Source organism: Sphingomonas sp. S-NIH.Pt3_0716, assembly GCF_003950715.1.
Taxonomy (GTDB): Bacteria; Pseudomonadota; Alphaproteobacteria; order Sphingomonadales; family Sphingomonadaceae; genus Sphingobium; species Sphingobium yanoikuyae_A.
In genome coordinates this window covers 76868-93101 of the sequence record NZ_QLJK01000012.1, presented here as the reverse complement: position 1 = coordinate 93101, position 16234 = coordinate 76868, and the positions used below count along the sequence as shown (strand labels likewise).

Annotated in this window: 12 protein-coding genes; 2 read left to right on the top strand and 10 right to left on the bottom strand. The window is 64.2% G+C overall.

Annotation, left to right across the window (positions count from 1 at the left end; genetic code table 11):
- Positions 1-20: 20 nt before the first annotated feature.
- Both BRX37_RS11775 and BRX37_RS11770 read right to left on the bottom strand, forming a co-directional pair.
- A complete protein-coding gene (locus BRX37_RS11775; protein ID WP_125987134.1) occupies positions 21-1319 on the bottom strand; it encodes a carbohydrate porin in 1299 nt (432 codons plus the stop codon).
- Between the two features lie 92 nt (positions 1320-1411).
- The gene (locus BRX37_RS11770; protein ID WP_125987222.1) at positions 1412-3826 is read right to left on the bottom strand and encodes a membrane-bound PQQ-dependent dehydrogenase, glucose/quinate/shikimate family; all 2415 of its coding nucleotides are present in this window, start codon (positions 3824-3826) and stop codon (positions 1412-1414) included.
- A 304-nt stretch (positions 3827-4130) separates the two neighbouring features.
- On the opposite strand from BRX37_RS11770, the gene BRX37_RS11765 reads away from it, so the two are divergent.
- Positions 4131-4589 carry an Lrp/AsnC ligand binding domain-containing protein gene (locus tag BRX37_RS11765; RefSeq protein ID WP_010336120.1) on the top strand — a complete coding sequence of 153 codons (459 nt, stop codon included), beginning with the start codon at positions 4131-4133 and terminating at the stop codon, positions 4587-4589.
- 42 nt (positions 4590-4631) lie between these two features.
- On the opposite strand, the gene BRX37_RS11760 is transcribed toward BRX37_RS11765, so the two are convergent.
- The 8 genes from BRX37_RS11760 to BRX37_RS11725 form a co-directional block, all read right to left on the bottom strand.
- Positions 4632-6323, bottom strand: a complete 1692-nt coding sequence (locus tag BRX37_RS11760) for an amidohydrolase family protein (RefSeq protein ID WP_125987133.1) — start codon at positions 6321-6323, stop codon at positions 4632-4634.
- Positions 6324-6362: 39 nt separating this feature from the next.
- Entirely contained in the window at positions 6363-8012 is a 1650-nt protein-coding gene (locus tag BRX37_RS11755; protein ID WP_125987220.1) for an amidohydrolase family protein, read from the bottom strand.
- Positions 8013-8110: 98 nt separating this feature from the next.
- The gene (locus tag BRX37_RS11750) at positions 8111-10366 is read right to left on the bottom strand and encodes a TonB-dependent receptor (protein WP_318276673.1); all 2256 of its coding nucleotides are present in this window, start codon (positions 10364-10366) and stop codon (positions 8111-8113) included.
- 269 nt (positions 10367-10635) lie between these two features.
- On the bottom strand, positions 10636-11421 hold the full coding sequence (locus BRX37_RS11745) for an SDR family oxidoreductase (RefSeq protein WP_125987131.1): 786 nt from the start codon (positions 11419-11421) through the stop codon (positions 10636-10638).
- A gap of 19 nt (positions 11422-11440) precedes the next feature.
- Complete coding sequence (locus tag BRX37_RS11740; RefSeq protein WP_125987129.1) at positions 11441-12250, bottom strand: NAD(P)-dependent oxidoreductase; 810 nt, start codon at positions 12248-12250, stop codon at positions 11441-11443.
- The gene (locus BRX37_RS11735; protein ID WP_125987127.1) at positions 12247-13002 is read right to left on the bottom strand and encodes an SDR family NAD(P)-dependent oxidoreductase; all 756 of its coding nucleotides are present in this window, start codon (positions 13000-13002) and stop codon (positions 12247-12249) included. Before BRX37_RS11735 ends, BRX37_RS11740 begins: the two co-directional genes overlap by 4 nt.
- Positions 12999-13805, bottom strand: a complete 807-nt coding sequence (locus BRX37_RS11730; RefSeq protein WP_125987125.1) for a carboxymuconolactone decarboxylase family protein — start codon at positions 13803-13805, stop codon at positions 12999-13001. The genes BRX37_RS11735 and BRX37_RS11730 overlap by 4 nt, the downstream gene beginning before the upstream one ends.
- The gene (locus tag BRX37_RS11725; protein ID WP_125987123.1) at positions 13802-15277 is read right to left on the bottom strand and encodes an aldehyde dehydrogenase family protein; all 1476 of its coding nucleotides are present in this window, start codon (positions 15275-15277) and stop codon (positions 13802-13804) included. The genes BRX37_RS11730 and BRX37_RS11725 overlap by 4 nt, the downstream gene beginning before the upstream one ends.
- Before the next feature lie 157 nt (positions 15278-15434).
- On the opposite strand from BRX37_RS11725, the gene BRX37_RS11720 reads away from it, so the two are divergent.
- Complete coding sequence (locus BRX37_RS11720; protein WP_125987120.1) at positions 15435-16157, top strand: GntR family transcriptional regulator; 723 nt, start codon at positions 15435-15437, stop codon at positions 16155-16157.
- Positions 16158-16234 lie beyond the last annotated feature (77 nt).

The window sequence follows — 16234 nt, the reverse complement described above, 5'->3', positions numbered from 1 at the left end:
GGCCGAGACCATGGGCCGGATCAGAACTGCATCTTGACCTGGCCGCCCAGCGCCAGCGCATCATTGGTGCGGCGGTAGGAAAAGGCACCGGGATCAAGAATATATTGGACGTCCGGCCGGATGCTGAGCCAGCGCCGCAACTGGATGCCATAGCTCATCTCGATCGCGGTCTCGCCCACCGGCAGCGCGGCGTAGCCGCCGGGAATATCCTGCGCATCGGCGGCTGCGCGGCGCAGGCGTGGATTGACCTGTGCATGGACGATGCCGATCGAGATGCTGTCGGCGTCCCGGCCGGCAAAGGTGCCGGTCTTGACCAGCCCGGCGGCATACCAGTGGGTGATCTGGGCCGACGCCTCCGGATTGGCGGTGAACTGGGCGAAGATGGAAAGGCCGCGATTGCCCGTTCTTTCGCGCAGGATCATCTGGTCGGCCAGCGCATAGACGCCATAGCGGCCCCGCAGCATGCCCTGCTCGCCGCGCCGGGCGGCGCGTGACGTGTCATAATAGGCGCCGATCTTGTAATGGCCCGGCAGCACATGACTGCCCGGCGCGAGGCCGGGGTCATATTCCAGCTCCAGCGGCAGCAATACGCCGGTCGTGCCGCCGGCAAAGGGGCGGAACGCATTGTCGGGATCGTTGAGGCGGGGATTGACTTGATAGACGCCGGCGCGCAGCGCCAGATCCGGCCGGATGCGATAACGCACCGCCGCGCCCCAGCGGGCATTGGGATAATTATACCAGCCGCTATTGCCCGATTCCGACAGCGGATGGGCACAGAAGGCCGCATTGACGAAATTGCAGCCCAGGATCATCCCGCCCAGATCATTGCCCATGGCAAAATAGCCCAGCCGCAGGTTGAGCCGGCCATTGTCGATATTCTGTTCGTAGCTGAGTTCCGACAGACGGGTATAATTGCCGCCGGCCGCCTCCTGGATCGGCAGGCGATTGCCGACGATGTCGGAGGAAAGGCCGACGCCGCGCCGGTCGTTGATGGTCACATGCACGATGCCGCCGGACAGGCCGACGATCCGGTCCATGTCGAAATCGAGGCTGGCGCGCAATTGCTGGGTATAGGCGCTGCCCCGCCGCTGGCCGCCATCGACCGCGGCAAAGGCTTCGCCGACATAGTCCGCGCGCACGGTGACGCCCGCCTGCTTCAGCCGCGTACGCAGCCCGCCCCAGTCGCCGGTCAGCGTTTCGCGCGGGGCCGTCACCGGCTTTTCCGGCGCGACCTCCTGCGCATGGGCGCCCGCAACCGGCAGCAGGGTCAGCAATGCCGCCAGGGGCAGGCGGGCATGGAGGTGAAGATGTTGGGCCAAAGCCCCTCCCTTCCGCGCGGCACATCTGCGCGCGGTGACATGATAAAAGACGACAGACAGGCGGAGCGGCGCCGGGCCGCCCCGCCCATGGTTCAGCGCAGCGTGTAGGCGATCACATAATCGCCCCGGTCGGGCGACTGGCGCGCACCGCCCGCCGTCACGACCACATATTGCTTGCCGCTCTTGGGCGACTTGTAGCTCATCGGGCCGCCCTGGCTGCCGACCGGCAGGCGGGCCTTCCACACTTCCGCACCGGTCGCCGCGTTGAAGGCGCGCAGATAGAAATCCTGCGTGCCGGCGATGAAGATCAGGCCGCCCTGCGTCGCCAGCGTGCCGCCCAGCGTCGGCATGCCGATCGGGATCGGCAGGCCCATGCGGATACCCATCGGCCCGGTGTCGCGCACCGTGCCCACCGGCACCTGCCACTTGATGGCCCGGCTCTTGAGGTCGATCGCGGTCAGCGTGCCATAGGGCGGCGCCTGACAGGGAATGCCCAGCGCCGACAGGAAGCGGTCCTTCACCACCGAATAGGGCGTGCCCTTCAGCGGGACGCTGCCCATGCCGGTATTGACCGCCTCGCCCGCGCTGCCCGACTGGCCCTTCTGCGCTGCGGTCTGCGGGAACATCTGCACCCACAGGCCAAGGCGCATGTCGTTGACGAAGATGGTGCCGCTGGTCGGGTCGGTCGAGATGCCGCCCCAGTTCATGCCGCCCAGCGATCCGGGGAAGCTCAGCGACTTGTCGGTGCCCGGCGCGGTGTAGAGCCCTTCATAGCGCATGCCCTTGAAGGCGATGCGGCAGAGCAGCTGGTCGAACGGAGTGGCGCCCCACATGTCCGCCTCGGTCAGCGGACCGACGCCGATCTGCGGCATGCCGAGCGACTTGGGCTGGGTCGGCGAATAAGGCTCGCCCGGAATATTTGCCGGCTTGACCGGCACTTCCTTCACGTCGGTGAGTGGCTTGCCGGTGGCGCGATCGAGCACATAGACCTGCCCCGCCTTGGTGCCGAAGACGAGCGCAGGCACCTTGCGGGCGGCATCGACGGGAAAGTCTACGAAGCTCGGCTGCATCGGCAGGTCGAAGTCCCACAGGTCGTTATGGACCGTCTGGAAATGCCATTTCTCACGGCCGGTGGTGGCGTCGAGCGCCAGCATCGACGCGCCATATTTATGATCGAGGGCGCTGCGGGTGACGCCATAGAGATCGACCGAGGCGCTGCCGACCGGCATGAACACGGTGTTGGACGCGGGATCATAGGACATGGCGGCCCAGACATTGGGGGTCGATCGGGCATAGCTCTTGCCCGCCGCGGGCGCGCCGGTGATGGCCGGGTTGCCCGGATCGAAGGCCCAGCGCAGCTTGCCCGTAATGACATCGAAGCCGCGCATCACGCCGCCCGGCATGTCGACCTGCACATTGTCGGCGACACGGCCGCCGACCACGACCGTCGTGCCGGCCAGCGTCGGCGCGGAGGTCAGCTGATATTGGGGATCGGGCGCATCGCCGAGGCCGGCCTTCAAGTCGACCCGACCGTTGGTGCCGAAATCGGCGCAGAACTTGCCGGTGTCGGCATCCAGCGCGATCAGTTCGGCATTGATCGTGTTCATCAGGATGCGGCGCTGGCAGGCGGCGCCCGTCGGCACCGTCACGGCGGTCACCGGCGTCGCGCCGGGCAGGCTGGGCTGCTGGATCGGCGCATGGGCGTCGAAATAGGCAAGGCCCCGGCAGCGCATCCAGACCGATGCCTTGGCATGGATCAGCGTCTTCCACTTCTCGCGCCCGGTATCGGCGTCGAGAGCGATGACATTGTTGTGCGGGGTGCAGATGAACAATGTATCGCCGACCTGCAGCGGGGTATTCTGGTCCTCGGCGCCATTGCCGTCGCTCTGCGCGACGTCGCCAGTGCGATAGGTCCAGGCGACCTTGAGCTTGTTCACATTGTCGCGGGTGATCTGGTCGAGCGCGACGAAGCGGCTGCCACCTGGCGTATTGCCATAGGCGGTCCAGTCCTTCTGCTCGCGCGCCGGATCGACCGGCACCAGCGAAGCCACCTGCCCGGCAAAGGGCACGGTCGGATGGACCATGAACATGCCGGCCGCACCGGCCGCCGAACCCAGGCCGACCAGCGTTGCCATCAGCAATGCAGGCCGCCAGGCAGGCGCCGAACCGTCGCCGCGCCGCAGCAGCGGATAGGAGAGCGCAACGACGGTCGCGCCGACACCCATCGCCAACAGGCGGGAAATGAGCGGCCAGAAGCTGAAGCCGACTTCCCACAGCGCCCAGAGGACCGTCACCAGGAAGGTGGCGCCGAACAGCAGGCCGCCGCTGGTCTTGCGCAGGGCGATGAGGCCGCCCGCAAAGACCAGCGCGATGCCGGCGATCAGGAAATAGGGACTGCCGCCCAAGCTGACGAGCTTGCCGCCGCCGATGGCGAAAAAGAGGCCAGCGGCAAGGATCACCGCCCCCAACAGAAGCAGCCAACCGCGAACGAGCGGCTGGCCGTGCATTTTCGTGCCTAACACGCGGCACCTCCTTCATCTCTTATGGTCGTCGGAGAGCGGTGCCCACGGGTCCACAGGCCGATCGAGTCGCCCAGCCCTGACGGCTGCGACATTGTGTACCATTTAGTACACTCCTGCCTCGCTGGCAAGTTGGGCGCAAATCCCGCGAGGGACGTGCGATGCCGCTGAGGGTTTCCCATAGCGATACGTTATCCCCGACATGAGCCCATGGGATCGCAGCCCAGCATTTTCCGCGACTTGCACAGATATCGTTGAGGTTTGGCCAACTGCTAGCGTTTTGGGGGTTTCGATGAACCTGGACGAAACTGACCGGAAGATATTGAACAAGCTTCAGACCGATGGTCGCATAACCAACCAGGATCTGGCCAAGCATTGCAATCTCTCGCCATCGGCCTGTTTCGACCGGACGCGCAAGCTGCGCGACAATGGCTATATCTCTTCCTATGTCGCGCTGCTCGACCCGCACCTCAACCAGCGGCCGCTGCTGATCTTCATCGAAGTGCTGCTCAACCGCACGACCGGGGACATCTTCCGCCAGTTTGCCGAAGCGACACGGCGGCAGCGGGACATATTGGAGTGCCATATGGTGGCCGGCGGCTTCGACTATCTGATCAAGGTGCGGATGAAGGACATGGCCGCCTATCGGAAATTCCTGGCCGAGGAACTGGTCGACATGCCGGGTGTGCGCGAGACGCGGACCTATGCGGTGCTGGAAGAGGTCAAGTCGACGACGGCGCTGCCGCTATGACATGAAAGCGGCGCCCTTTCCCAGGGCGCCGCTTTCGATCCATTACATGGCGTTGGGATTGGCCGGGCCGGCGCCAGCCTGGCCGGTGCGCGCCTTTTCCGCCTTCACCATCTCGGCCACTTCGGCCAGCAGCTTCTTGGCATCATAGACGATGCCGTCCTTGACCGTGTAGCTGACGCCGCCGACCATTTCCTGCTTGTTGGTTTCCGGGTTCAGGCGCGAATGACCGGTGCCATAGAGCGTCTTGAGATTGGCCAGCGGGTTTTCCCTGGTGATGACCATGTCGGCCAGCATGCCGACGCGCAGCACGCCAGTCGGCGGCGCCATGCCCTTGGGCTCATAGAGGGTCTGCGAACCCCACATGGTGGCCGAGCGCATGATCTCCAGCGGCGAGAAGCCGGCTTCGCGCAGCAGTTCCAGCTCCTCGATATAGGCGAAGCCATAGACTTTGTAGATGAAGCCGGAATCAGTGCCGACCGTCACCCGGCCGCCGATATTCTTATAGTCGTTCACCAGCTTGAAATAGTTGTTGTAGAATTTCTTCCACGCAAACTCGTTCTCGGTGCCCCAGTCGTAGAAATAGGAACCGTGATTGTCGCGGGTCGACTGGAAATAGGCCCAAAGCTGCGGCGTGGTGTACAGGTTCTGCCAGTCGGCATTGCGCGCCCGCATCAGGTCGCGGGACGCGGCATAGATGTTCATCGTCGGGTCGAAGGTGACATGCTTCTCCTTCTGATGCTTCAGATAATCCCACCAGCGTTCGGATTCCGGCTCGACCGTCTGGTTCCAGATTTCCGCCACCTCGCCGAAGCGATGCTGTTCGTTATTATAGTCATAGTCGGACGGAAAGCGCTGGATCGTCCCGTCCTTCAGCAGGGATTCGAAATGGCCATAATAATGGGTGACGGTATCCAGTCCCGCCTCGGCCGCGTCATAGGCGTTGAAATTGGCGACGCCGGTCTGTGACAGATGGGCCGTGGTGCCCATCTTGTTCTTGTGCGCCTCGTCAATGGCGGCGGCGATGATCTGCGGCGTTTCCTCGGGCCGGTTGAAGAATTTGATGCCGTCGATATTGTGCGCGGCAGCCCATTTGACCCAGGCGCGCGCCTTGTCCGGGCTGTCGATCGGCCCGCCGTCCCAGCCGGCACCCAGCGTCTGGTAGTTGAAGATGCGCGGTGCCGCGATCTCGTTGGCGGCGGAGCGGTTCTTTTCCGAACTCGCCACGACCGGATCGGCGAGCGGCACGCCGCGCACCGTGGTCACGCCATGGGCCAGCCACAGCTTGTAGGCATAGCTCATGTCCGGCGCCTTGTCGCTGGCGGCGGTGTGGACATGCATGTCGTTGAAGCCGGGCATCACATACATGCCGGTCGCGTCGATCTCATAATCGGCGTCGGTCGGCGCACGCCCCTTCGCCTGCGGCAGGCCGGGCCAGCCGGCCTGGGTGATGGCGGTGATCTTGTTCCCTTCCACCACGATGTCATAAGGGCCGCGCGGCGGTGCGCCGGTGCCGTCGATCAGGGTCGCGCCACGGATCACCAGCTTGCGGAAGGGGCCGACATTGTCAGCGCTGCCGCGCGCCGGCGCGGGCACGAAGGTCGGCTTCTTGCCGTTGACGATGCCGGCAGCGCCGCCGACATACCATTCATCCGGATCATGCGCCTGGGAGGCGCTGGCGACCGTCATGAGGGCGAGCGCCGCAAGGCCCGACCGGATCAGCATCTTGTTCTTCATTCTTTTCCCGTCCCTGTTGAATTATGATGCCCCGCCCCGTCAGGGATGGGGCAGCCCCTGTTCCGGCATGCCCATGCGCCGCTTTTCCGCAACGACCATGTCCGCGACATCCGCCAGCAATTTCTTCGCGTCATAGACGATGCCGTCCTTGACGGTGTAGCTGACGCCGCCCACTCGTTCGAGCCGCTGGGTCTGTTCGTTGAGGCGCAGCGTGCCGGTGCCGTAGAGCGTCTTGAAATTCTGCAGCGGATTTTCCTTGAGGATGACGAGGTCCGCCAGCTTGCCGACGCGGACCGTACCGATCGGTGGCACTTCGCCCCTGGGATCATAGAGCGTCAGCGCGCCGTTCAGCGTCGCCGACTGGATCACCTGTGACGGATTGAAGCCCGCTTCCTGCAGCAGCTCCAGTTCCTGGACATAGCCAAAGCCATAGGGCTTGAAGATGAAGCCGGAGTCCGACCCAGTGGTCACGCGCCCGCCGATAGTCTTGTAGTCGTTAATCAGGCGCATATATTTGTGGTAGAAATTCCGCCACTTCACCTCGATCGCGGTGGTCCAGTCATAGAAATAGGAGCCGTGGTTCTCGCGCGAGGACATGTAGAAATTCCACAGCTGCGGCATGGTATATTTGTCGTGCCAGTCGGCATTGCGCGCCAGCATCAGATCGCGGCCGGCAGCATAGATGGTCATGGTAGGATCGAAGGTGACATGATTGGCCTTCTGATGCTCCAGATAGGCCCACCAGCGGTCCGATCCCGGCTCGACGCTTTCTTCCGCCAGATTGGCGACATTGCCGAACCGATCCTGCTCGTCGGCATAATTATAGTCGACCGGCCAGTTCTGGACCGGGCCATTTTTCAGCAGGGATTCGAAATGGCCGTAGAAATGGGTGACGGTGCCAAGGCCCGCATCGCCGGCTTGTTCGGCATTCATGCGCCCCACGCCGATCTGGGACAGATGCGCCGTGGTGCCCAGTTTCAGCTTCTTCGCCTCATCCATGATGGCGGCCATCACTTCGGGCGGCTGGTCCGGGTCGTCCAGCAGCTTGATGCCGTCGATCCCCTGCTTGGCCGCCCATTGCACCCAGGCGCGGGCCTTTTCGGGCGTATTGGGGCGGCCGCCGGTCCAGCCCTTGCCTTGCCCCGGCCGCTGATAGGCGAAGATCCGCGGCGCGACGATCTCGTTACGGGCGGAGCGCGCGCGTTCGCTCAGCGACACTTCCATCGGCGCGAGGTCGACACCGCGCACCGTGGTGACGCCATGGGCGAGCCACAGCTTGTAGGAATAGGACAGGTCCGGCGCCTTATCGTCGGTCGAGCCATGGACATGCATATCGATGAAGCCGGGCGTCACGAACATGCCGGTCGCGTCCAGTTCATAATCGGCGTCGGTCGGTGCGCGTCCCTGCTTGAATGGCAGACCGGGCGTTCCGGCCGGCAAGATGTCGGCGATGACGTCATTTTCGATGACGATGTCGACCGGGCCGCGCGGCGGCGCACCGCTGCCGTCGATCAGGGTGACGCCGCGGATCACCATCTTGCGGAACGGACCGGCGCCTTCGCCGGCAGCGCGCGCCGGTGCGGGATTGGCGCCGGCGCGGGGCTTGACCGCTTCCACCGGCGTCTTGGCGGGCTGGGCGATCGCCCCTCCGGCAACCAGCGCGAGCAGTGAAAGACCGGCGAAACACATGTGTCGCTTGAACATATCATCCCCCTGTATCGATCATGGGGCCGCCATAAGGCCCCCAAAAAGGTAGGCGACCGACAGGCCGCCCCCGTGCCAGGCGATCAGAACTTCTTGGTGAGGTTGATGCCGTAGGTGCGCGGCGGCGCGGTAAACACCACCGTCTTGCCGCCGGTGTTGCTGCTGGAACTGGAGCTGACCACCGCCAGTTCATTGAAAAGATTGTTCACGAAGAAATGGGCGCCCCAATTATTGTCGCTGGCCTGCACGCCCAGGCGCAGGTTGGTCAGCGTATAATCGTCCAGCCGGCGCCGATAGGTGTCGGTCGGGCTGATCGTGCTGTAGGAGCTGCCATTATAGGCGACGTCGGTGCGGATGACGGCGTCCATCGCATCGGTCAGCATATGCTTATATTCGGCCGATCCGCCGAAATTCCATTTCGGCACATTGGCGATCCGGTCGCCCTTGCGGCCCGATGCCACGACGATGGTGCTGACCTGGTCCTCGGTCAACTTGGCATCGGTGTAGGAACCATTGGCGCTGAAGCTGATGCCGGCGATCTCGGTGGAGAATTCCGCCTCGACGCCGCGAATGCGGGCCGCGCCGACGTTGGAGATGAGGCCGAAGACCGAGCCGGTGCCCGCCGTGCGGGCCGACACCTGCATGTTGCTCCAGTCGATCTGGTAGGTCGCCATGTTGAGATAGGTGCGCGGCAGGATCTTGCTCTTGAAGCCCAGTTCATAGTTCCACAGGCTGTCCGATGTGTAGGCGGCCAGCGCCGCCGACAGGCCGATCACCTGGTTGACGCCGCCCGGCCGGAAGCCCTGCGCCGCCTGGGCATAGATCATCACATCGGGGGTCGCCTGATAGGAGATGTTGAACTTGGTAAGCACGCCGTCCTCGGACGACTTGGCTTCGGTATAGGGCGTCACGACCGAGGCATAATGTTCCTGGCCCATGTCGATCCGGCCGCCGACCGTCTTCTTATAATCATAATAGCGCGCGCCTGCGGTCAGCGTCAGCTTGTCGAACAGCTTGTAGGAAATTTCGGCGAAGACCGCCTTCTGCTTCAGCTTGTCGTTGATGGTGCGATCATAGGCGAGATTGGCGATATCGTCCGGATCGTAGAGGAAGCCAGTGTCCGGATCGGCCTTGAGCAGGGTCGAGCGCACCACCGTCTTGCGGTCCTCGCTGAACAGGCCGACGGTCCAGTTGAGCGGGCCATCCCCGGTCGAACTCAGGCGGATTTCGTTGAGCCAGTTCTTGACCGATTGCGGCTGGTACAGGCTGGACGACAGCAGGGCGCGGGTGTCGGACAGATAATCGGCCAGCACGTCGGCGGAGCAGGCCGCGCCATTGCCGCGATAGGTCTGGCAGCGGGCGGCGGTGTCGCGGCCGTTGAACGTATCGCTGACATCGCCGACGACGATGCGGTCGCGGTCGGTGTACGTGGTGATGGCGGTCAGCACGACCGGGCCGAAATCATAGTTGAGCGTCGCATTGTAGATGCGGTTGGTGTCGTAATTGCCCGATTCCGATCGCGCGTCGGTGGTCCAGCGCTTGCCGGTTTCGGCATACCAGCGCGGCGATTCACCGGCCGCCTTCTCGTAATTGGCGCTCAAGTCCAGCGTCAGCGCCTCGGTCGGCGTGAAGCGCAGCATGATGCGGCCGCCATAGGTGTAGGGATCGTTGATATTCTTGTAGCCATAATAGCTGTTGTCGACATAGCCCGCGACCTGGGTGGCGTTGCCGACGATGCGGATGGCCAGCTTGTCCTCGATCAGCGGGACGTTCAGCATCCCGTCGAAGGAGGCGCCCATCGATCCGCCCTCGACCGCCGACATGGTGCTGGCAAAGGCCGCCTCGATCTTGTCGGTCTTGGGCTTGTTGAAGATGATGCGCAGCGTGCCGCCCATCGAACCGGAGCCGTAGAGCGTGCCCTGAGGGCCGCGCAGCACTTCGGCGCGCTCCACGTCGAAGATGCGGAAATCGGGCGTGGCGCCGGCAGCATCGCTGGTGGTGCCGACCGAGCCGGATACCGGCGCTTCGTCATAATAGACGCCGACCGTCGGTTCGCCGGCAGCGGTCACGCCGCGCAGGATGACGCGCCGATTGCCGGGGCCGCCATCGACGATGCGCAGGCTGGGCGTATCGCGGGTCAGTTCGGTGAAGCTGCTGGTGCCCGCCGCTTCCAGGCTTGCGCCGGTGACTGCAGTAATGGCGATCGGCGTGTCCTGAACGCGGGTGTTGCGCTTGAGCGCGGTAACGACGATTTCGCCCTGATCCTGTTCCTGGGCCTGTGCAACGCCGCCAGCCATGGCGACCATGCAGGATAATGCACTGCCGGCCTGCAACAGCATGAGAAGGCGGCCCTTGTGAGATGACAACATAAAAACCCCCTGTTTTTATTTGTTTTCCTCGCCACATTTCTGTTCTTTTCTGGAGGAAACGGTATCAAGGGGGCAGCCGAATGTGTTTCGTAACATTTGACGATTTTGGAAATAATCCGCAGATTATTCGGTGATTACGGTAAAATGCCGATAATCTTGCGAACGGGAATCGCGGACGCTGATCCGGCAGCGGGCATCATGGCCTGACCGCAATTTGTGCCATGACGCCCCGCCTCCGTTCAAGGCCGCAGCACCCATCCGCCATCGACATGGATCGTCTGGCCTGTAATCCAGCGCCCCGCGTCCGAACAGAGCAGCAGCGCCGTGCCGACCAGTTCATCCGGCTCGCCACGCGGGCGCAGGGCACAGCTCATCTGCAGGAACTGGATGAACGGGGAATCGTCGGGCACCAGCATCTTGCCGGCGTCAGATGTGACATTGCCCGGCGCGATCGCGTTGCTGGTGATATTGTCCTTGCCCAGTTGCTTTGCGAGCGTCGTCGTGAGGCCCACCAGCGCCAGCTTGGAAATGCCGTAGAGGCCCGTCGCTGGAAATGCCCCGCCCGACGTCTGGTTGATGATCCGTCCGCCACCACGCGCCCGCATCGAAGGGATCACCGCGCGGGCACAGAGCAGCGCACCATTGAGATTGACCGCAAAGGCCCGGTTCCAGGCGTTGAGGCTGACGGCTTCGATATTGTCGTAGCTGATATCGACCATCAGCGCGGCATTGTTGATGAGGATGTCGACGCCGCCAAAGGCATCACTGGCCGCCGTCGCCATGGCCAGCGTTGATGTCTCATCAGCTACATCGACCTTGACGGCAATGGCGCGTCCGCCACCGGCGACGATCTCGTCGGCCACCGCCTGCGCGCCTTCGCCATTGAGGTCGGCGACGACGATGGCGGCACCGGCCGCCGCCAGCCCCAGCGCATAGGCCCGGCCGATGGAATTGCCGCGTCCGCCGGCGCCCGTGACGATCGCGACTTTATCGTCGAGGCGGAACTGGTCGAGAGTGAAGGACATGGATCGGTCTCCTGAAAAGTCAGTCGCCGCAGGCGGCGGATAGGAAGGGCGTGGCGGCGCGGGACAGGGCTTCGGCACTGGCATCATCGGGCAGGCTGGCCATCAGCAGACCGACATCCTTGCGCAGCAGTGGCGCGCCATGGGCAAAGGCGCCGGGCGTCGGCAGGCGGGCATAAACCTCGAAACCGAAGCTGCGGCCGCTGCTCGCCTTGATGAGGTCGCGCAGGGCCGTGCCATCCAGCTCCAGCGCCCTGCCCGCCTCTATCGCGGCGTGGGCCAGACCCATATTGGCCGCCATCAGCGCATTGTTGACGATCTTGGCGCGCTGCCCCGCGCCGACATCACCCATTCGCACGATCAGGCCGCCAAAGCTTTCCAGCACCGGCCGGGCCGCCTTGAAGACATCGACCGCACCGCCACACATCAGGGTCAAGGTGCCGGCCGCCGCGGCCGGGCCACCGCCACTGACCGGCGCATCGAGGAAGGCAATGCCGCGTTTCCCGCAGCGTTCGGCCAATGCGACGCAATGGTCGGGCAATATCGTCGAATGGACGACGATGCGGCTGCCCGGTCGCATCGCCGGCAGCAATTGCCCGACGATCTCGCCCACGCCGGCGTCATCGACGACGCAGATGCCGACATGATCGCAGGTCGCACCCAAAGTCGCGATGTCCGGCGCTGCCGTGGCGCCCTTTTCGAGGAAGGGCGCCAGCGCATCCGCACGGCGGGCCCAGAGCATGAGCGGATAGCCAGCGGCAGCGATCCGTTCAGCCATGGGACCACCCTGGCTACCCAGGCCGATGAAGCCGATCCGTTCCATCCCGCTCATCCTGCGGTGATCCCGGCATCGATCGAGATGCAATTGCCGTGGAAGCCACGCCCGGCCGGCGAGGCGAGCAGCGCGACCATGTCGGCGACATCATCGACCTCGACCGTGCCGCGCATCCCGGAAAAGCGCTTGAGCAATTCGAAGTCACAGCCTTCGGGCGGTCGGAAATTGGTGGCGATATTGGTCATCATGCCGCCGGGCGCGACGGCGTTGATGCGGATCGGATGCTTCTGATACTCCATCGCCATCGCCTTGGTGAGGTTGAGGAGGCCGGCTTTCGACGCGCAATAGGCGGCGGCATAGGCCTCGCCGATGAAGGCGGCCGAGGAGACGACATTCACGATCGCGCCATTCACCTTCAGCAGATGCGGGATTGCCGCCTGCGACAACAGGAAGGGCGCGGTCAGGTTGACCGCCAGCGTCCTGTCCCACAGCGGTCGGGCCATGTCGGGCGAATTGGCGAGATAGATGAGGCCTGCGATATTGCACAGCGCATCAAGCTGGCTGAAATGGGCGACAGCCGCATCGACGGCGGCACGGCAAGCGTCAGGATCGGCCAGATCGACAACCGCCGTCTGATGCTCGCCCTCACGAAGCAGGCTCAGCGTTTCGGCCAACCCTTGCGCATTGATGTCCACCAGCCACAGCCGGGCGCCGGCCTGTGCCAGTTTCACCGCCGTCGCGCGGCCAAGGCCTGAAGCCCCGCCAGTCACCAACGCCACCTTGCCGCGCATGTCGATCGCGATGCTCATCGCCCTTCCTCCCGCGCGTTCCAGGCCAGGCCCTTGGCGACCTTCCCGGCCATTTCCAGCACCACGCCCTGGATCACCGACGCCTTGGGCCAGCCGGCATGGACCGCATATTGGAGGACGAATTCGTTGAGTTCGGCGGCGGTGCAATTGCCGCTCGCCATGGCTGCGTGGAAATGGCTGGCGATCGGCACGGTGGCCGCGGAATCTGCGACGCCCACCAGCGTGAGGAAGCGGCGCGACCGCTGATCGATGCCTGGCCGGCACCACATTTCGCCGAACACGAAGTTCAATATGCCATCCTGCAGATAGGGGAGGCCATTGCCGACGCGCGGGCCGTCAAAAGTCATCACCGCACGAAATTCAGCAAAGCCCTGCTCCATGCGCTGCTGCGCATCCCAGGGTTCGGCCCGGATTGGCGCCAGCAGAACCGGCGCCAGCCCCTGCTCCGCTTCGACCCGATCGATCGCCGCATCGATCGCGCCCCCTTTATCCCAGCCGGAATAGACCGCGACATGCAGCGCCGCCTCGCGCAATTCGGCCTGGGTCAGCGCGCCGGTCGCCAGTGCCCCACGGACATAGCCGTCCAGCCGGTCGGCGGGCGCATCGGCGCCGGCCGCCGAAGCCAGCGCGATCAGGAAGCGCGCGCGTCGATCGAGCCCCGGACGAGACCAGATTTCGGCATAGATGAAATCGCGCCAGCTCTCCGCCACCGGTGATTGCGGCGCGGGATCATCCCGCCCCGTCAGTTCCGCCTGAAGCCCGCTGCCGAGAGCGCTGCGCGCTGCGGGATCGCGCAGGCTCATTGCCCGCCCTCCGGCGCGGCCATGCTCATCCAGACATTCTTGGGCTGGAGGAACTCATGCAGCCCCTCGATCCCGCCCAGCCGGCCATGACCGCTCTTCTTGAAGCCGCCGAACGGGCAATTGGGCTGCATCGCCTCACCCGAACCGTTCACATGGATCATGCCCGCCTGCAGTTCGCGCGCCATATGATGGGCGCGGCGCAAATTCTGGGTGTGGACATAGGCGCCCAGACCATAGTCGGTGCCGTTGGCTAGCGCGATCGCCTCCTCCTCATCATCGAACGGGGTCACGACCAACACCGGCCCGAAAACCTCATTCCGGGCGATCTCGCATTGGTCCGGCACGTCCGCCAGGATCGTCACCGGCAGGTAGAAGCCATCGGCAAAATCGCCGTCCAGCCGCTGCCCACCCGCGATGATGCGGCCGCCATCGGCGACGCCCCGCGCCACCATCCCGCTGATCCGATCGAGCGCAGTCTGGCTGATCACCGGCCCCAGCACCGTCGCGGGATCAAACGGATCGCCCGACTGCACATGGCCCGCCATCGCCCCGATCAAGTCGAGATAACGGTCATAAATACCGCACTGGACCAGCAGGCGTGTACCGTTGATGCAGCCCTGCCCATTGGAGGAAATCGCCCCGGTCAGCCCCTTCTTCGCCGCGAGCATCAGGTCGGCATCATCGAACACGACCACGGCCGACTTGCCGCCCAGTTCCAGGCCGACGGGCTTGAGCGACTGGGCCGCATTGGTCAGCACATGGCGCGCGGTCGCGCCCGATCCGATGAACTCGATCTTGTCGATGCCGGGATGGCTGACCATCGCCGCGCCGACATCGGCGCCGCCCGTGACCAGATTGACGACGCCATCGGGCAGGCCCGCCTCATGCAGCAGTTCGACCAGTTGCATGACGCTGTAGGGCGCGAGTTCGGGCGCCTTGATGACCACGCAATTGCCCGCTGCCAGCACCATGGTCGCGGCGAACAGCGGCCCGTTCCACGGCACGATGATGCCGATCACGCCATAGGGATCATAGCTGACATAATCATGGGCCGGCGCGCCCCACATCGGGATGGTGCGCCCGTGCAGCTTGTCGCACCAGCCGCCGAAATAGCGGAATTTCTGGGCGGCATCATAACCCATATAGGGCGCCACCATCGCCACCGATCCATTTTCGGCGATCAGGCTCGGCGCGAAATCCGCCGACTTCGCCTCCAGCAGCCCGGCGATGCGGAACATGAGGTCGCGCCTCTTGTCGCCGGGCATGGCACGCCATGCCGGAAAGGCCCTGCGCGCGGCGGCGATGGCCCGGTCGACATCCTCAGCGTCCGCCAGAGCCAGTTCCTGCGTCACCTTGCCGGTGCCGGGATAGACATGGAGGTGGCGCGCCGGGCCGGTCGGCACTTCGCGCTGTCCGCCAATGATGATGGGGTGACGCGGCAATGCGTCGATCACGGGATCCCTGAACGCCATGGCTCTCTCCTTCCGGCGCGGCAAGCGCAGCGGCACCGCTCCAGGACCGGGCGGCGACTCTTGGGATCGTTATTAATATGCATATTATTAGATCATCAAGGCGATGATACTGAGTATCGCCCTTGCGAAATATCAATCAACATGCACATTAATTCATATGAGCCTCATCCAGCAAAATGACCTGACCGAACCTGCGATCGGCAAGCGGCAGATCGTCCGCCATACCGCCGACACCCTGCGCCGACGCATCCTCGCCGCGCCGGCCGGCGAACAGATTGGTTCGTTGCAAACCCTTGCCCGCGAGTTGGAAGTGGGCATCGTCACGATCCAGCAGGCGGCACGCATCCTGGAGCATGAGGGCTTGCTGGAGGTTCGGCGCGGTCCGGGCGGCGGCTATTATGGCCGACGACCGCAAATGGCAGATCTGGAACGGATGCTGAGCGCTTATCTATGCGGCGAGCCGGGCTCCTGGCGCGAGATACTCGACATCACCTCGCTGCTGTTCAACAGACTCTGCGCCGCTGCCGCGCGATGCGACGACCAGGCCCTTCACAGGGAATTACTCGATCTGCGCAGTCAGATCGATGCATGCGACAGCATGGACGGGCTCGGCCAGTTGGAAGGCCGGCTGCAGGACATATTGTTCAAAATGGTCAGCCAGCCCCTGTTCGAGCTGTTGACCCGTGTCGCGCTGGGGAGCGCGCGCGATGTGGAGCGCGACGGCACCGGGGCCGACATGTTCGACCTCGGCATATGGCGCCACGGTCGTCTGCGCATCATCGACGCAATCGCCGATCATGACCCAGCCCTCGCCCATTTTGAGGCGGACCGCCAAAATCGGCAGGTTCTGGCCACCCTGTGCGCATTCGACCGCCTTTGAAGCGACATCGCACGCGATAAAGCGATGCTCGGGTGCCACTGACAGGCACGCGCCGCTGATGGGCCGTCATGATCCAT